This window comes from Arcobacter sp. L (genome assembly GCF_000284235.1).
In the GTDB taxonomy this organism is placed as follows: Bacteria; Campylobacterota; Campylobacteria; order Campylobacterales; family Arcobacteraceae; genus Aliarcobacter; species Aliarcobacter defluvii.
On the sequence record NC_017192.1, the window covers coordinates 2,295,112 to 2,312,367 of the forward strand.

17 protein-coding genes and 1 tRNA gene are annotated in these 17,256 nt (G+C 25.0%); 7 read left to right on the top strand and 11 right to left on the bottom strand.

Annotated elements, in window-relative coordinates; genetic code table 11:
- Nucleotides 1–41: 41 nt before the first annotated feature.
- Both ABLL_RS11290 and ABLL_RS11295 read right to left on the bottom strand, forming a co-directional pair.
- Nucleotides 42–1,931, bottom strand: a complete 1,890-nt coding sequence (locus ABLL_RS11290; protein ID WP_014474942.1) for a methyl-accepting chemotaxis protein — start codon at nucleotides 1,929–1,931, stop codon at nucleotides 42–44.
- Nucleotides 1,932–1,990: 59 nt separating this feature from the next.
- The gene (locus ABLL_RS11295; protein WP_014474943.1) at nucleotides 1,991–2,695 is read right to left on the bottom strand and encodes an SDR family NAD(P)-dependent oxidoreductase; all 705 of its coding nucleotides are present in this window, start codon (nucleotides 2,693–2,695) and stop codon (nucleotides 1,991–1,993) included.
- A 99-nt stretch (nucleotides 2,696–2,794) separates the two neighbouring features.
- Between ABLL_RS11295 and ABLL_RS14940 the strand changes: the two genes are divergently transcribed.
- Together ABLL_RS14940 and ABLL_RS14945 are read left to right on the top strand one after the other, a co-directional pair.
- On the top strand, nucleotides 2,795–3,946 hold the full coding sequence (locus ABLL_RS14940) for a cache domain-containing protein (RefSeq protein WP_014474944.1): 1,152 nt from the start codon (nucleotides 2,795–2,797) through the stop codon (nucleotides 3,944–3,946).
- 46 nt (nucleotides 3,947–3,992) lie between these two features.
- On the top strand, nucleotides 3,993–4,691 hold the full coding sequence (locus tag ABLL_RS14945; RefSeq protein WP_014474945.1) for a sensor histidine kinase: 699 nt from the start codon (nucleotides 3,993–3,995) through the stop codon (nucleotides 4,689–4,691).
- On the opposite strand, the gene ABLL_RS11310 is transcribed toward ABLL_RS14945, so the two are convergent.
- The 7 genes from ABLL_RS11310 to ABLL_RS11340 all read right to left on the bottom strand — a co-directional run bounded on the left by ABLL_RS11310 (nucleotide 4,688) and on the right by ABLL_RS11340 (nucleotide 12,894).
- A complete protein-coding gene (locus tag ABLL_RS11310; RefSeq protein ID WP_014474946.1) occupies nucleotides 4,688–4,948 on the bottom strand; it encodes a hypothetical protein in 261 nt (86 codons plus the stop codon). The two genes, ABLL_RS14945 and ABLL_RS11310, sit on opposite strands and share 4 nt — an antisense overlap.
- A gap of 70 nt (nucleotides 4,949–5,018) precedes the next feature.
- On the bottom strand, nucleotides 5,019–6,140 hold the full coding sequence (locus tag ABLL_RS11315) for a cytochrome-c peroxidase (protein ID WP_041654873.1): 1,122 nt from the start codon (nucleotides 6,138–6,140) through the stop codon (nucleotides 5,019–5,021).
- Nucleotides 6,082–7,044, bottom strand: a complete 963-nt coding sequence (locus ABLL_RS11320) for a sterol desaturase family protein (RefSeq protein WP_014474948.1) — start codon at nucleotides 7,042–7,044, stop codon at nucleotides 6,082–6,084. The genes ABLL_RS11315 and ABLL_RS11320 overlap by 59 nt, the downstream gene beginning before the upstream one ends.
- Nucleotides 7,045–7,048: 4 nt before the next feature.
- Nucleotides 7,049–7,993, bottom strand: a complete 945-nt coding sequence (locus tag ABLL_RS11325; protein ID WP_014474949.1) for an imelysin family protein — start codon at nucleotides 7,991–7,993, stop codon at nucleotides 7,049–7,051.
- The gene (locus ABLL_RS11330) at nucleotides 7,993–9,351 is read right to left on the bottom strand and encodes a di-heme oxidoredictase family protein (protein WP_014474950.1); all 1,359 of its coding nucleotides are present in this window, start codon (nucleotides 9,349–9,351) and stop codon (nucleotides 7,993–7,995) included. The genes ABLL_RS11325 and ABLL_RS11330 overlap by 1 nt, the downstream gene beginning before the upstream one ends.
- A gap of 10 nt (nucleotides 9,352–9,361) precedes the next feature.
- Nucleotides 9,362–10,711, bottom strand: coding sequence for an imelysin family protein (locus ABLL_RS11335; RefSeq protein ID WP_014474951.1), 1,350 nt, complete (start codon nucleotides 10,709–10,711; stop codon nucleotides 9,362–9,364).
- A 101-nt stretch (nucleotides 10,712–10,812) separates the two neighbouring features.
- Entirely contained in the window at nucleotides 10,813–12,894 is a 2,082-nt protein-coding gene (locus ABLL_RS11340; protein WP_014474952.1) for a hypothetical protein, read from the bottom strand.
- Nucleotides 12,895–13,074: 180 nt separating this feature from the next.
- Here ABLL_RS11340 and ABLL_RS11345 point away from each other — a divergent pair, with 180 nt between their 5' ends.
- From ABLL_RS11345 to ABLL_RS11355, 3 genes are all read left to right on the top strand, one after another.
- Nucleotides 13,075–13,389, top strand: a complete 315-nt coding sequence (locus tag ABLL_RS11345) for a F0F1 ATP synthase subunit C (protein ID WP_014474953.1) — start codon at nucleotides 13,075–13,077, stop codon at nucleotides 13,387–13,389.
- 71 nt (nucleotides 13,390–13,460) lie between these two features.
- Nucleotides 13,461–13,545, top strand: a tRNA-Leu gene (locus tag ABLL_RS11350).
- Between the two features lie 84 nt (nucleotides 13,546–13,629).
- Nucleotides 13,630–15,534, top strand: coding sequence for a mechanosensitive ion channel family protein (locus ABLL_RS11355; RefSeq protein WP_014474954.1), 1,905 nt, complete (start codon nucleotides 13,630–13,632; stop codon nucleotides 15,532–15,534).
- A 7-nt stretch (nucleotides 15,535–15,541) separates the two neighbouring features.
- Here the strand turns inward: ABLL_RS11355 and ABLL_RS11360 are convergent, their stop codons facing one another.
- On the bottom strand, nucleotides 15,542–15,937 hold the full coding sequence (locus ABLL_RS11360; RefSeq protein ID WP_014474955.1) for a hypothetical protein: 396 nt from the start codon (nucleotides 15,935–15,937) through the stop codon (nucleotides 15,542–15,544).
- A 9-nt stretch (nucleotides 15,938–15,946) separates the two neighbouring features.
- Entirely contained in the window at nucleotides 15,947–16,261 is a 315-nt protein-coding gene (locus tag ABLL_RS11365; RefSeq protein WP_014474956.1) for a hypothetical protein, read from the bottom strand.
- Between the two features lie 388 nt (nucleotides 16,262–16,649).
- Here ABLL_RS11365 and ABLL_RS11370 point away from each other — a divergent pair, with 388 nt between their 5' ends.
- Nucleotides 16,650–16,868, top strand: a complete 219-nt coding sequence (locus ABLL_RS11370; RefSeq protein WP_014474957.1) for a hypothetical protein — start codon at nucleotides 16,650–16,652, stop codon at nucleotides 16,866–16,868.
- 67 nt (nucleotides 16,869–16,935) lie between these two features.
- Nucleotides 16,936–17,235, top strand: a complete 300-nt coding sequence (locus ABLL_RS11375) for a hypothetical protein (RefSeq protein WP_014474958.1) — start codon at nucleotides 16,936–16,938, stop codon at nucleotides 17,233–17,235.
- Nucleotides 17,236–17,256: the final 21 nt, after the last annotated feature.

Here is a 17,256-nt window from a genome sequence, read left to right on the forward strand (position 1 = left end):
CTATTTTTATATATCCTTGTTTTAAATCTACTTTAATGATATTATAAATTCACAATTTTAGCTTTTACTTCATCTTTTCCTATAAATTTTTTATCATTTGCATTTTTTACAACTTGATTTGCTATTATCAAAGTACTTTGAGCAACATTTTTTGTTTGCATTGCAACATTTGCATTTTGTTGTGTTTGTTGATCAAGTTCTGTAACTGCACCATTTATTTGTTCAATTCCAGTAAGTTGTTCTTTTGAAGAATTTTCTATATCTTTTATTAAATCCATTGTTTTTAAAATGTTTTCATTAAGATTATTATAACCAAGAATCATTTTATCAGAGATTGCTTTTCCTTCATTTGCCTTATTTGTAGCATTTTGTACTAAATCTTTTATTTCTTTTGCAGCTTCAGCACTTCTATTTGCTAAATTTCGCACTTCTTGTGCAACAACAGCAAAACCTTTTCCAGCTTCACCAGCAGTTGCTGCTTCAACAGCTGCATTTAAAGACAATATATTTGTTTGGAAAGCAATTTGATCTATCACAGTTATTGCTTCATTTATTGCTTTTACTTCTTCATCAATTTCATTCATAGATTCAGTTGTTTGATTTGCTAAAGATTGACCTTCATTTGCAGAAGATGTTAAATCATTTGCATATCTTGACATCTCAATAACTTTATCATTATTGCTTGCAATATTTGAAGTTATTTCTTCTAGTGCTGCTGCTGTTTCTTCAAGACTTGCTGCTGCTTGAGTTGAAGAAGAACTTAATGTTTCAACATTTGACATCAAAATATTTGAACTATTTTGTAAAGTTAATCCATTTGATTTGTTTTCAACTAACATATCATTTATCAATTTTGTTACATTATTTAAAGCTAAAGGAATTTTTCCATTATCATTTTCTATAGAATTTCTAAAATCTAATCTTCCAAAGCTATCTAAAATTTCTAATATTTTATTTGTATCTTTTCCAACAATTTCATTTAATTTTTCAAGCATTATATTCATACTATTTCGTAGTTTTTCAAGATTTTCTGATTCAACTTTGTTATCTAGTCGTTTTGTTAAACTTCCTTTATTTACCTCAACTACAACTTTTTCAACTTCTTGTAAAAATTTTTCATCACTTTCTATTATATTTTTCGTTTTTATTATATTTTCATTTATGATTTTAGACATTTGTCCAAATTCATCTTTTGTACTATCATCTAAAGGTTCTACAGTTTTTGTTTCTTTGTTTAAATAAGTAAAAAAAGACAATAATCCCGATTGAAAAATATTAATTGAATTTGAAATTCGACTAACTAAAATAGCAAAAATTACTAAATTTACTATTATAATAATTAGCCCCAAAATAACTAGATTTTTTTGAGTAAAGTCTATTGTTTTTTCTATTTCTAAAGATTTTTCACTATTGATTTTAAAGTTAGAATCAATCCATTCAGATAGTTTATTAGTTAATTTTTCAGCAAAAGGGTCGAGTTCTTCCATGATTTTGTTTCCCTCAGAAGGACCAAATTTTACATATGTATTTGCCATTTTAAGACCTACTTCGTAAAATTTATTAAAATCATTTTTAAATTCATTTAAATCTTTTACTAAAATTTCATCTTTATTTTTATGTTCATCTATCATTTTATCTAGTAATTCATTCGCTTTTGAAGAATACTCTTTTGCAATATTAAATCCATCATCAAATCCTTCTGCTCCTCTTGTAGCAGAAACATCAGTAAGCCATTGTTGTACTTGAATTACATCTTTTTGTAGTTCTAAAAAATTAAACACTGTTGGTAAAATATCTTTTTCTTTCTCTTTCACTCTATTTTCAACTGAAGATAATAAAAAGATATTAACCACTAAATTAACCAAAGAAATTAGAACTATTAAAATTCCAGATAAAACTAATATTTTCTTAATAGAAAAATTTTTGAACATAAAGACCCTTGAAACTAAAATAAGGGCGGAAGACTATAATAATTTTTCTTAATATTTTATTATCTTGGATATGAACAATTATTTATATCTAAACAAATACCATTTATATATTCAGGACAATCTGTAGCTAACCATACTATGGCTTTTGCAACCTCTTCAGGTTCAGCAAATCTTCCCGTTGCAACTGTTTTTTTAAACTCTGCTTTTCTCTCTTCGCTATTATCTTTTTGCATATCTGTTTCAGTTGGACTTGGCGCCACACAATTCACTGTTATTCCATAGGCACCTAAAAGTTTCCCATAAATTTTTGTAGCATTTATAAGTCCTGCTTTTGCTATTCCATACCAAACATCAGGATGTCCTATTTGTCCAGCAATTGAAGCAGTGTTTACAATTCTTCCATATTTTTGTTTTTTCATATTTTCACTAAAAATATTCATCAACTCAACAGGAGTATATAAATCAACATTCATTATATGCTCACGTGCATCTTTTGGATAGTTATCATAAGAATATTTTGGTTGCATATATCCAGCATTATTAATCAAAATATCTATATTTCCAACTGTATTTGCTAAATCTTTTAAACCATCAATATCTGATAAATCATACTCAATACTAGTCACATTTTCAACACCAACTAAAGGACAATTCGCAAAATCTCTTGCAACAATAATTATTTCATATCCAAATTCTAACATTGCTCTTGAAACTGCTAGTCCAATTCCCTTATTTCCACCTGTTATTAATACTCTTTTTGACATTCTCTCTCCTTTAACTTATAATATCAAAATCATTGACCTTGGTCATTTTATTAAAATTTAAATTTTGTTAGAATAAATCTATCAACAAATAGGAAAAAAATGATTTATAAAAATGAGAAATCTCTTATTAACATCATAAAATATACTCCCATAATATTTATTATTTCTCTTTCTTTACTAATTTCAATTTTTTTATATTTTGAGAAACAAGATGAATTAGAAAAAGAAAAAATATCTCTAAAAAATGAATTTTTGAAAAGAAATCAAGATTTTGTAAAAACTGAAGTTGAAAATTTATATGATTTAATTATTCGAACCCAAGAAAAAACAGAAGAGAAATTAAAAAGAAATATTAGAGAAAGAGTTCTTGAAGCCAATAATATAGCAACAAGAATTTATAATGAAAATAAAGATACAAAAACAAAAGATGAAATAATCAAAATGATAAAGGATGCGTTAGTTGATATAAGATTCAACGATGGTCGAGGTTATATTTTTATCTATACTTTTGATTATGAATGTATTTTACTTCCTATAAATAGAGAAAATGAGGGGAAATTTGTCTATAATTTTCAAGATACAAATGGTATGTATTTAGCAAGAGAAATAGTTGAAAGTCTTAAAAACAAAGATGAAGCATTTTTATCATGGTACTATGCAAAACCTGATAATTTAAGTAAAAAAGATTTCAAAAAAATTGGTTTTAATATACATTTTAAACCATATAATTGGTTTATTGGAAGTGGTGAATATGTTATAGATTTTGAAGAAAATATGAAAAATGAAATTTTAGAATATATTTCAAAATTAAAAACAAATGAAAATGACTACTTTTTTATTTTAGATTATAACAAAAAAGCACTTTTTCAAAAAGTCGATAATTTAGTTGATAAATCTTTTCAAAAAATAGATTCAAATAAAGAAACAACTTTATTTAATGATATTTGGAACTTAGCAAAAGATGGTGGAGGTTTTATCACTTATGACTATCAAATTATCGATGATGAAATACCTCTTACAAAAACAAGTTATGTAAAAGGTTTATTTAGCTGGAATTGGATTTTAGGAAAAGGTTTTTTTCATAACCATATGAATCAAATTATTAAAGAAAAGAGTTTGGAATTAAATGAAAAATTTAACAAAAAAATAAAAAATATTTTTATAATTACTTTTATTCTTACTCTTATTTTATTAACTATTTCTATATATATATATATCAAAAAGATTAGAAAAAAAATTTTTAAACTATAAACTTGAGTTAAAAAAACAACAACATATTCTTTCTCAACAATCAAAAATGGCTGCGATGGGAGAAATGCTTGGAAATATTGCTCATCAATGGAGACAACCTCTTTCCCTTATAACAACAGCAGCAACTGGCATGAAACTTCAAAAAGAGTTAGAAAATTTAGATGATGTATCATTTAATGAGTCAATAGATAACATAACTAATTCTGCTTTATATTTATCCAAAACTATTGATGATTTTAGAAACTTTTTTAAATCTGATAAAGAGGAAACTTTTTTTAGTATTAAAGAATCATTTGAAAAAGCTTTCAAACTAATAGACGCTCAATTTAAAAATCATGAGATTCTATTTGTAAATAAAATTGAAGATTTTAATATTTATGGTTATGAAAGTGAATTTATTCAAGCGCTTATAAATATTTTGAACAATTCAAAAGATGCTCTTTTAGAAAAAGATTATCCTAGATTAATTTTTATAAATAGTTATATTGAAAAGAATAAATCAATTATAAAAATAAAAGATAATGCAGGTGGAATAAAAGAAGATATTATCGATAAAGTTTGTGAACCCTATTTTACTACAAAACATCAAGCAAAAGGGACGGGAATTGGTCTTTATATGACAGAAGAGATAATTTCAAAACATATGAATGGAAATCTAAAAATAAATAATACGAAAATAAACTATGGAAATATTGATTATTTAGGATTAGAAATCACTATAGAATTAAATGCAGAAAAAAATTAACCTTTTATTTTCTGCATTATTCTTTTTCTTTCATCGATTTTACAATTTGTAATATCTTTTTTTGTCTTTGAATTAAATAAGCAACTTAACGTTTTATCTAATAAATTCACTCTAGCATCTAAATTTTTATTTTGTGCTTCTTCAATTCGTTCTATGTATTTACAAATCAAATTCTCTTTTTCTTTTTCTAAATTATTTATATTTTCTCCAGCAGATAAATTCAAAATAATAAAAAATGGTATAATATTACTCTTCAAAAGAAGCCTTTTAAAACATTTTATCATAAATAAATATAATAAAATATTAAAAAATAACTTCTTTGTGTTCCTATTTATCTAATAAATATTCATACTTTTTATCAGTTAGCAACTTCATAAAAGCGACCAAAGCTTCAACTTTTCTATCATTTAGTGCATTTGCTCTTAACTCTTTTATTGAAATTGTATCTTTAACTTCAGGTTCATCCCAAGATTTCCCAGTTTCAAGATTTATAGTTCTATCTTTATTATTGTATTTATCATAAAATTCAACAACAGTTTTTAAATCTTTAAATACACCATTATGCATATAAGGAGCAGTTACAGCTACATTTCTTAGCGTTGGAACTTTATGTTTTCCTTTTTGATTTATATCTGTTACATTTGGATTTGCTAAAAGCCCTTCATCAATAGTTTTTACACCATTTTTAGCTCTTAACTCTTTATTTTCAGGAGTTCCAATATTATGATACTCATAATTTGTAAATGTTTCGCCAGCTTTATCTTCACCTTTTAGAACATGACAATTTGCACATGAATTATTGTTATTTGAAAAGAATATTGATTTACCTAAATCTTCAAGAGGAGTTAAATCATATTCACCTTTTAAATATCTATCATACTTCGAATCAAAAGGAGAAAATTCGTCAGTTCGTTCAAACGAAGCAATTGCAATTGTCATCGCATCATAAGCTTTATCTTCATCTTCAAATATATCTTTACCAAAAATATTTTTAAATGAATCTACATATAAACTATTCTCTTTTATTCTTTCAATAATCTCTTTTTTATTTGCCATTCCCATTTCTATTGGATTTAATGGTGGACCACCAGCTTGTTCTTCTAAAGTAGCAGCTCTTCCATCCCAAAACTGTCCACCGACATATTTTTGTTTTTTCTCATCAAAATGAAATTTTGGAGAAAATTTTGCATAAGATGCTGTTGGAGCTTCTCTATCTCCTAAAGATTTTCCATCATCTCCTAATGAAACCATTTTATTTACGCCATTATTTCTATCATCAACAAATCCTGCATTTGGATTATGACATGTAGCGCAACTTTGTGTTCTATTTTTTGATAAGTTTACATCAAAATATAAAACTTGACCTAAAGTCTCTTTTGATAAAACTTCACTAGCATTTAGACTTGAAAAAGCTAAAAGCACTGAAATTAATAAATTTGATTTTTTCACTAAATCCCCCTTTTTTTATTAAATTTATAAATGGTATTAAAATTAAATTTTTTAAAGATATATACTCTTTCATTTGTTCAGGTCTTAAACCAAACTTTAGTACTTTCACATCTTTTGATAAACAAAGTGAACCAAAAATTCTATCCCATATAGCTATGTAACCACCGTAATTTTTATTAAAATGCTTTTTATCATGGTGAATCTGATGCTGTTTTGGAGAAAGTAACCACTTCTCTAAAAAACTTCCATAAGAAAATGGAATATGCGAGTGTCTAAGATTTGAGCCAAATAATGAAAATATAAATAAAACTATATTAACTCCAAAAACCATATAAATATCTATTTTTGCTCCAAATAGATATATAAAAACTCCTGTTACTACTCCCACACTTAAAGAGTATCTAAGTCCAAATAAAAAATTTTCAACTGGATGCACTCTATAAAATGTCACAGGTGTCAAAACTTTTGCACTATGATGAACCTTGTGAAATTCCCAAAGAAATGGGATAGTATGCAAAAATCTATGTAACCAATATCTTGAAAAATCACTTACAATAAATATACACATTGTATACATTAAAACTATTTGTTTATATGAAAATAATTCATTTTCATAATAATCAAAATATAAATACAACTCTTTATTTACAAATAAAGCAACACTTTTTGCACTTATAATAAATGGAATCAATAAAAAAATATTTATAAAATATGATAAAAAAAAATAGTAATAATCTAACTTTGCACTTGGGTGTAACCAAAGTTTTGAAGAAGTGATTACTCTCGTATTTTTTTTTGTAATATAAAAATAAATTATTGCAAGTACCATTGAACTAAGTAAATAAACCCAAAAAAGTCTTTTACTTGGGTTTATTAAATATTCTAATGCAAAAAAATCATTCACTTAATTAATCTCCATCAGCATCTAAAACATTTGGACTTAAACCTAGTTTTTCAATTAAAGATAAATAATAAGCATTATGTAATTCTCTTAAACTTGTAAATAAATCTTTTGCATTTGAAAAATCATCTTTTTTCAATTTTGATAAATTTACTTTTGCTTCATTGATTTTATTTAAAGCAGTTTCTAACTCTTTTTGAGCATTTAAATTTTTAGCTATATTTGAAAAACTGTAATATTTTTTTTCTTCTAAAACTTCTTTTTGTGCATCTAAAATAGCATCTATTGCAGCAAATGAATTTTGACTTAAAAAATATTCTGCTCTATTATTTTTAGGATCATTTTTAAATTTTGAAGATAATCCAGCAGGATTCCCAACTCTCCACTCTTTTAGTCTATATGAACTTGCTATTAAAGTATTTATAATTATTGCATTTTCAAGTTTTTCATCTTTTGGTTTTGAAGTTAAATACTCTTCATAAACCCCTTTAATATCTTCTAAATGAGAAATTAATGAATCAATAATTATTTTAGCTAACTCTTTTTCTCTTAAAGTCAACTCTTTATCATTATATAAAACATATTCCAAAGCATTTACAGTTTTAAATGAATTTTTAAATAATGCCATTTTTGGTTCTGTATCTGATTCTATTACTCTTTGCATTTGAGAATTTAAATCTTCTTTTAAATTATTAAAAACATCCATATATCTTGGTGTATCTAAATAATCATCATCAATTTCTCCAGCAAAATAAATAACTTCTACTTTTTTCCAAGATTTAATAAAATTTGTAAAATTTTTATCACTCATATCATCTTTTAAAATTTTTGCATCTTTAATTGCTGTTTCAACATTTGGTATAGATACGTTTTTAACTATATTTAAAAGTGCTCTATCTTGTGCAAATATAATTGTTGTACAAAAAAACATTAAAAATAAAATTTTCTTCATTATAATTCCTCTAAAAATTTAATCAATTTTTCTCTTTGATTTTTTGGTAAATTCATATAGTTTTCTTTACTATTTTGAGCTTCACCACCATGCCACAAAATGGCTTCTTGAAAACTTCTTGCTCTTCCATCATGTAAAAGTCTTGGTTTTTCTTTATTTATTTTTTCATGAAGTGTCAATCCCCATAAAGGTGCTGTTCGCCACTCTCTACCATTTGCCATAAATTCAACTCTTCCATCTGCTAAATCTTCACCCATATCATGAAGTAAAAAATCTGAAAAGGGAGATATTTTAAAACCTTTTTTAGTATTAAAACTACTTATATGACATTTCGAACATGAAATAGCTTCAAATAAAGCTAATCCTTCTTCATATTCTTTTGTTTTTTTAGCTTCATAAGTTTTAATATGCTTTAAGTAATATGAAACAGCATCTAATCTATCATCAGGTAAATCTATCATGTCTCTTGGTTTTGGAGCTTCATTACACTCTTTTTGATATTTTGTACAATTCCCATCTGGAAAAATAGTAGTTGTTAAACCCATATCATTTGAAGCTGCACCTGCAACTTGCTCTTTTAGAAATGCAACACTTGCTTTCCAAGTATAAATTCCAAGTTCAATTCTTTTTGTAATATTTGAGTAGACAAAATTTGCACGTCCTGAAATACCATCATTATTTAAATCATTTTCATCAACATTTGCCAATATATCTTCATGTGAAATCAGACTTATTAATCCCATTCCATTCAAACTAGGAGCTATTCGATAAGAAATATTTACATTTTTATCTAATTTTCCATAATTTAAGTTCTCTAAATTATATTTTGGTTTTAATAATATTTGTTTTTCTCCATCTGAAAAAACTACTTCAACCTCTTCAAAATCAATCTTGATTTTTCCTTCATAATCAACTCCAAAAATTCCATTTATTGAAAGTTGATTTCCATAAACTGGCTCAGGTACAAAACCTTTATATTTCAAATATTCTTTATGTTCATCACTATCATTTGATGTAATTGATAATCTAGCAAGTAAAGATCTTGAAGGTAAATTTTCATCTGCAAAAAGAGTTCCTCTTCCATTTTTTGGATGACAACTAACACAAGTGTTTGCATTAAAAAGTGGACCTAATCCATCACGTGCAGTTGTTACACTTGGAGCTTCAACCCAAGGAATAGAAAAAAAACTTCTACCTAAAATAAATTTATCATACTCTTTGTCATTTAGATTATTAACAGGCTTTAATAATAATGAACTATTTTTATCATTTGATAAAAAATTACCACTATTATTAACTGCAAAAAGCCCTGTAGCAAATATTACTACAAGGCTTTTTAATATAATTGTTTTTTTCAAAAATGAAAAATTAAATTTTTGTTTCTTCTGGATCAGTAACATCATCTGTACTTAAATTAATTCCATTTGCAGCTGCAACATTAACCATTTCATCACCAAGTTTTCTTAACTCATTTTTTAATTTCACAATAACTTTTGACTGTTCATTATCAGGTCTAATTTGATAATCAAAATGAGCTTTAGTTTTTGCTACTTCATCAATACTATTAATTTTTTCTTCTATTGAAGACATTAATTTTTCTATTCTTTCTTTTGTATCTTTATCTACAGCATCAAATAAAGATTTACCATATTTTTTACCATTATAAGTAGCTGTTAAAATATTTTTAAATCCTAAATAGTTTGTTAAGATATCTCTATGTGTATTATCAGAGAAACAAGAGTGTTCATCTTCTTCACTAGGAGTTAAAACTGCAACTGCAATTCTTTCATTTGCTAATTCAGATTTAATAAATACACCCATTCCTGCAATTATTTGTTTTAAAGCTTCTGCTGCTTCAATATTTTTTGAAGCATCTTTACCTTTTAATTCACCTTTAATTGCTGCTTGATATAAACCTTTATTTCCATTTACTTTCTTTTCCCATGCTGATGTAACTAATTCTAAATCTGCAACTAATTTATCAGTTGAAGCTTGTAAATAAGCCAATCTTCTTTTTGCATTTTTATCTGTAGTAAAATCTGTAAGTGATCTTTGCCCAGCTGTCATAGCTCCAGGAGTTACAGCATCTGTCATAAAGTTTGAATAATCTTGATCTTGTCCCCATAATAAAAATTCAATTGCATGGTATCCAGTAGAAACATTAGCTTCTCCACCATTTTCATTTAAATCTGTAAGTGCATCAACTGTAATTTTTGTAACATCAACTTCTTTTGATTCTTCTCCACCTGGATTAAATTTCCCAACAGTATCAATAATATTTCCAGAAGTTAATTTTCCATCTGCATCAACTGTATAATCTATCATATTTTCATCTAGTGGCCAAGCATTAATTTGTCCTTCTAATGCACCATAAGTTTCTGCAATCCAACCTTCTTCTGCATCAATTGGACCATTTGAAAGTCTAAAAATTTCAGTTTGCCCATAAGATTCTCTTGATTCTAACCAAGCTTTTTTTGCAGCATCAAGATTTTCCTGAGTTGGATTTTTTACAAATTTATCAATAGAAACTTTTAATGCTTTTGCATCTTTTAAAGTATCACTATAATTTGCAAGAGCAATATCAGAATATGCTTCTAAAATAGATTTTGATTGAGCAAGCTCAAATTTTTTTGGTTCAGTATTAGTTGCAGCGTTAGAAGTTAAAGCAATTGCAGCAACAACAGAGAAAGAAACTAACATTTTTTTAGTTAAATTCATAATCTAATTCCTTTTGTTAATTTTAATATTAATTATCATAATGAATTAAATCAAAAAAAAACTTCATTTCTTCTTAAAGTGATAATTATTATCATAAATAATTAGAATATAGATTTTAAATTCTTTATTAACTCTTTTGTTTTCTCATCTTTTATTTTTTCATCTAAAACTTTGTCTAGTTTTTCTTCAATTTTATATCTATTTTTTTCAAGCTTTTTATCTATTTCATTTTTTAATAACTCTTTAGTATCTAAAGAAATAGTTGGTTTTTTCATATCACCTTTTAAAGTTATTAAAAAATTACTTTTTTTGATTTGAGTATCAAGTTTTGCATCTATTAAATTTTGTTCAAAATCCAATAAAGAATCTTTTATATCAATTTGAGTATTTTTACTTTTCATAGTTAAATCAGATATTAACTGCTTTTCATTTATATCACTATTTACTTCTGCTGATTCATAAACCTCTTTTGTTAAATCAAATTTTGATAACTGATTTATGATATTTGAAAAATCATTTGGTAAAAAATGCCCATTTAATAAAGTTCCATTTAAATTACCTTTTTTAGTTAATAAATTATAATTTAATTTGAAGTTTGCCTTAGAATCAAATACTTCTGGATTATTTATCATATATAATAAATCTTTCATATTTATATTATTTAATGTAGTAATAAAATCACTATTTTTTAAATTAAAATCTAAAGTTCCTCCTAATATATTTGAATTACCACTAATTAATAAATTTTCTTTTTCATTTTGAATTTCACCTTTTAAATCAAGTTTTCCTCTTAATTGAGTTTTTGTAAAATCTTTTATATTAGATAAAGAAGGTATATTTAACAAATAATCACTTTTTAAAGAATCTTCTGTAAAATCAAAAATTGCTTTTTCCATATTTATATTTCCAATATTTGACAAAACACTAATTTTTGATATAGCTTTATTAGGAACTAAGGAAGTATTAATTACGGAATCTAAAGTAATTGTATCTTTCAACTCTTGTTTAAAGACTGCATTTATAACTTCATTTATAATTTTTGCATTTGAAATTTTAGAGACAATATTTCCATCTAATTTATCTAATGAACTATTTTTTATTTCACCTTTTATATCCAAATCTCCTGTCATATATACAGGTTCATCTAACATATGAAGAAGTTTCTCAACTTTTGCATTTTCAATTTTAAAATCTACATTTTGAGCAATAAAATCTTTTAATTGAAGTTTATAAGTTGATAAACTTTCAAAAATATTGGTATCTCCTTCTATTGAAATTACTTTATTTTCAACAGAAACATTTCCTTTTGTATTAAATTCAGCATTTAATTTTCTACCAATTACACTTTCTAATTTAATTAAATTTTTAATATCAATCTTATAATCACTATTTAAAGAATTATTATCCAAATTAATATGTGCTTTTTCAATAAAGATATCAGCAATAGAACTTAAAAGTTCTGATTTTATATCTACTTTATTAGATAATAAAGAAGCATTTATATCTCCTTGAAAATTAATTGCTGTATGAATTGATTGTTTAAATTCTTGATTAAATACATCATTATTCAATAAACCCTTAGAAATATTAGCAGTTAATAATCCATCTAAATTGTGTATATCAATATTTTTAATATTTGCATTTATTGTTAAAATACCTTTTATATATTCAGGTTTATTAAAAAGATTTAATAACTCCTCAATTTTTGCATCAGTTAATTCCAAATAAATATTATTAATATCAAAATTAACTAAATTTAAATAATATTTAGTTTTACTTGTAGCTATATTTGAAAAACCTTGAATAATTGCTTCTTGTTTATCTCCTTTAAAAATTCCATTTGTATAAAATGAACCTTTTAAATCTTGATTTGTTAAATTTTTTAATTTTGATAATTCATTTATTTTAATATCATATTTTAAATTTACACTTTTTTTAAATATTGCTAAATCACCAGAAATATTTATATAAGAATCATCATTTATGACTGCTTCAAAATTTATTGTATTAAGTGTTAATCTAAAATTATTTACTTTTAATTTTACATTTTCTTCTTTACTATTTACTTTACCTTCAATATATGATGAAATGATCTTATTTCCGTATTTTGTAAATAATATACCATATACAGAACCAATAAGCAAAACAATAATTACAGTAAGAGATAAAAATAATTTTTTCATAAAAAAGCACCTTCTTTTCATAAGTGCGATGATTATAACAAATTGTTTATAAAATAACTATTTTAAAACTTTTAGCTTATTTTTAGTTTTATTTTTTTATAATCACAGCCACAAAGTGTTAAGTAGGGATACGCAAGCCGAACAGACTTTGAGATATATAAAAATTATAAGGAATCTAGAATGAAAAAAATCGTTCTTTTAATGCTAGCTATCGCTGGTTTTGCATTTGCTGCTGATGAAGCTGTTGTAAATGAAACTTTAAAAGCATACTCTGTAGTTGCTGCTGGAATTGGATTAGGTCTTGCTGCACTTGGTGGTGCTATTGGTATGGGTAATACTGCTGCTGCAACTATTGCTGGTACTGCTAGAAACCCAGGTTTAGGTGGAAAATTAATGACAACTATGTTCATTGCTTTAGCGATGATCGAAGCACAAGTTATTTATGCACTTGTTGTTGCTATGATTGCATTATATGCAAATCCATTTTTAGGGTAATCTTTAAATCTACAGATTTAATAAATACTTCAAGAGGTCAAGAAGTTTTTCTTCTTGACCTCTTTTTCGTTGCAGTTATGGTGGAATTGGTAGACACGCGGGCTTGAGGGGCTCGTGCTTAATCGCGTGAGGGTTCAAATCCCTCTAACTGCACCAATAATTAAAAAATAATCTTTTCATATCAAGTTAAACTAACTATAAAAATACTATAATTCGCCAAAAATCGCTTAAGGAATCTTAATGTTAAATATCTATAAATTTTTATTTATAATTCTATTTTTACCACAATTTTTACTATCACAAGATATTCCAACAACTCCAATAAAATTATTAGCTAAAGAATCTCAACAGCAACAAGCTATTGTAAAACCTACAGAACAAACAAATACAGATGATTTAACACAAAACATAGAAGACCAAATAGATTCAGAAAATAAACTTGTTGATGATGTTATAAATAATATAAATAATGAATCATATTTAACAACTCTTCCTGAAAAAAACTATTATGATAATGAAATACTATTTTTAACAAATAGAATAAATGCAAATAATCTTCAAAAAAATACACTTGCAGTAAAAAGAGATGAATTAAGAGTTGAATTTTTAAAAGAAAAAGCAACTTATGAAGATACTTTAAAAAATATTATTTTAGGTAAACAAGAATTTAGAAATAAAAAATATTTTGAAGAAATTTTAAAAAATAACATTAAACAAATTCAAAATTTCAAATTAGATGATTACGCTTCACTATATGAAAGTGAATCAAAAAACAGTAGCGTAAATAAAGTATCAGCTGATTTAGTTGATAATTATATCGAACTTTATAATCAAAAACATACACAACTTTTTGTTTTGCAATATTTATATTCTAATATCCAAAAATTTAGAGCTTCAAACTTTTTTATTGATGAATTTAACCTAAAATATTTAATTGATAAAATTGATAATGTAAAAGGTATCTCTTTTATATCGTCTTTAACTTCATATCATCTAAATTTTTCTATTGGTGAATTGATTATTGCATTATTAATAATTCTATTTTTTAGATTAATAAATAGATATTTAATTGTAATAATTACAAATTTTATATCAAAATTACTTATAAAAGATAAAAATCACAATTTAGAAGAGAATATTTTATTTCATCTAAAAGATGCAATTAATTCTCCTGTAATCTACAGTTTATACCTTTTTTCTATTCAACTTTCAATGTTCATTTTAGTAAAAGATCAAACTTTTATAAACAGCGTTATGCCTTGGATTAATACAATTTATATGGCTTTATTAACTTGGGCAATATATGCTATTTTAGACAATAGTATCTCTATATACGCACAAAATTTATTAGAAAAATACCAAAATGTTAGAAAAGAAATGATTGTATTTATTTTAAAAATAATTAAAGTTGTACTTATTTTGGTTGTAGTTTTATTTTTATTCACTCAGCTTGGAATTGATGTAAAAGCAATAGCTGCTTCACTTGGAGTTGGAGGTATTGCTATCGCACTTGCTGCAAAAGATACACTTGCAAACTTCTTTGCTTCATTAAACATTATGACTGATAACTCTTTTTCACAAGGGGATTGGATAAGAACTAATGATTTTGAAGGAACAGTTGTAGATATCAGAATGAGAACAACTAGAATTAGAACATTTGATAATGCCATGATTACTGTTCCAAATTCTCAAATTGCAAATGCTCATATTATGAACTGGTCAAAAAGAAAAATTGGACGAAGAATAAAAATGAGTATAGGTGTGACTTATGAAAGTAAAATGGAAGATATTGTAAACCTTAAAAATGATATTCATGATATGTTATTAAATCATCCAAAAATTGCAACAAATAAAACTATAAATATATCAAAAACTAAAGCATTTGAAGCCATAAAAAGAGAAGATTTAGATGGAATAAAAAATACTTTATTAGTATTTGTTGATGAATATTCTAGTTCTTCAATTGATATTTTAGTTTACTGTTTTTCAAAAAGTCCAGTGTGGGAAGAATGGTTGATTGCAAAAGAAGAAGTTATGGTTGAAATATCAAAACTTGTTGAAAAAAATAACTGTGCATTTGCATATCCTGCTCAAACTATTTTTCTTAAAAATGATAATGAAACAAAAGAAAAAATAGAAGATTAGATCTCTTCTATTTTTCTACTAATAAATCAGCTTTTGATCGAATCTTTTTTTTATATAAAAATTCTTTTTCTCTTTGTGTAAATTTTTCTTCTTTCTCTTTTTTTACTGGTTCAACAATTTTTTCTTTTTTAATCTTTTTTTCTTCTTGAATTTCCTCTTTCTTAAACATCGTTAGAAGTAAATAAATAGAAAAAACTAGATTAAAAATAATTACTATCCACTTCGAAATAAGTGCAATTTCTAAATATTGAAGTTTATCTTTTAATTTCAAATATTCCACAACATCACTATAAATTACATTTGCAAAAAGAGCAATAATCAAAAGTAAAACAACTAAAGTAATTCTTTTTCTAAATTTAAATAAATAATACCAAAAAACAGCAGATTTTACTTGTTTAAACATATTTTATTCCTAAACAAAGAAATTTAAACCAAGAGCAGCAAGTGCAACTACTAAAGATTTTGTTTTCAAATCATCAACAATCTTTCGCTCTTCATCTGCAATAATTATTTCTAACTCTTCATCACTATAATCATCAAAAGTTTTATGATTTTCAACAAGTCTAGCTTTTGTTGCAAGAACTGCTTTTTCTCTAATCTTTGCATTTATTGCTTCTTTTAATTGTTTACTTTTTATTCTTGGATAATCAAAAGCTTTTGTAGCATTTTCACTTGCTATGTTTAATAATTTATTTGAATTTTCTTTTAATTTATCTTTTATTCCCATATTTTTTCCAATTTGATTTTTTTTATTCTATCATTTAACAATTAACAAAATCATAATTAACTAATATTAAAAAAGATTGAAGAAGAAATAATGGCTAAGAAATAGCCATTATTTATAAAAATATTTTCTAAAATTTAGAAAAAAACTTACAGAATATACTCCCAACGTGGATATGCAGCAGCTATTGCTTTCATCTCATCAAATTTAAATACTTTAATGATTTTAAATCTTCCACTTGTTAAAAATGCTTTTATTCTCATTTTGAATCCTAGTATTTTCGTATGTAAATAATATTAAATTTTAAATAATAATATACTTAAATATATATTTATTTACATATTTTTTTTAATTTTATGATATACTTTTGCATACTATTTTTGGAAGTTAAATGGATAAGGATAATTTCAAGTTATTATTAAAAAAAGCAAATTTCAATAAACGGACATTTTCAGAGCATTTAGGATTAAAATATCAAAGTGTAAATTCATGGGGAAACAATGGTAGGAATATTCCTTATTGGGTTGAATCTTGGCTACATTTGTATATTGACAATAACAAATGCAAACAAATAAAAGAGATATTAAAAGATAGTGGAGTTTGTAAATAAAGGCTCAACAAAGCCTTAATTAAGTATACTAAACATAAAATAAGTAAAATTTCATAAAGGAAGATTATTGGAAGCACAATATGAAAAAATCATTGTACTAATTATTGTAATTACAGCTTCAGCAATGACATGGAAAATGGTAAAAGATTTTTATATGACAAAATTTCATAGAGTTTTTGCTCATTTAATAGCCGTGATAACTGGTTCTTTTATGCTGTTATCTTCAATGATTCTATTTGTACCAAAAAACTATCAAAGAGGCGCTGGCCCCGAAGTAGAACTTAATTTTATAGGTGTTATAACTGTAATTGTAATGTTAGCAGTTTTATATCTATTCTTCAAATATATACCAAATAACAAAAAATAAATTTTAATTGTAGGAATTACT

What these genes read in the sequence shown, in the direction of transcription:
- ABLL_RS14945 (WP_014474945.1), top strand. Translation starts at nt 3,993, where the DNA reads ATGGCTGCGATGGGAGAAATGCTTGGAAATATTGCTCATCAATGGAGA.
- ABLL_RS11355 (WP_014474954.1), top strand. Translation starts at nt 13,630, where the DNA reads ATGTTAAATATCTATAAATTTTTATTTATAATTCTATTTTTACCACAA.
- ABLL_RS11295 (WP_014474943.1), bottom strand. Translation starts at nt 2,695, where the DNA reads ATGTCAAAAAGAGTATTAATAACAGGTGGAAATAAGGGAATTGGACTA.
- ABLL_RS11360 (WP_014474955.1), bottom strand. Translation starts at nt 15,937, where the DNA reads ATGTTTAAACAAGTAAAATCTGCTGTTTTTTGGTATTATTTATTTAAA.
- ABLL_RS11340 (WP_014474952.1), bottom strand. Translation starts at nt 12,894, where the DNA reads ATGAAAAAATTATTTTTATCTCTTACTGTAATTATTGTTTTGCTTATT.
- ABLL_RS11365 (WP_014474956.1), bottom strand. Translation starts at nt 16,261, where the DNA reads ATGGGAATAAAAGATAAATTAAAAGAAAATTCAAATAAATTATTAAAC.
- ABLL_RS11335 (WP_014474951.1), bottom strand. Translation starts at nt 10,711, where the DNA reads ATGAATTTAACTAAAAAAATGTTAGTTTCTTTCTCTGTTGTTGCTGCA.
- ABLL_RS11370 (WP_014474957.1), top strand. Translation starts at nt 16,650, where the DNA reads ATGGATAAGGATAATTTCAAGTTATTATTAAAAAAAGCAAATTTCAAT.
- ABLL_RS11290 (WP_014474942.1), bottom strand. Translation starts at nt 1,931, where the DNA reads ATGTTCAAAAATTTTTCTATTAAGAAAATATTAGTTTTATCTGGAATT.
- ABLL_RS11345 (WP_014474953.1), top strand. Translation starts at nt 13,075, where the DNA reads ATGAAAAAAATCGTTCTTTTAATGCTAGCTATCGCTGGTTTTGCATTT.
- ABLL_RS11325 (WP_014474949.1), bottom strand. Translation starts at nt 7,993, where the DNA reads ATGAAGAAAATTTTATTTTTAATGTTTTTTTGTACAACAATTATATTT.
- ABLL_RS14940 (WP_014474944.1), top strand. Translation starts at nt 2,795, where the DNA reads ATGATTTATAAAAATGAGAAATCTCTTATTAACATCATAAAATATACT.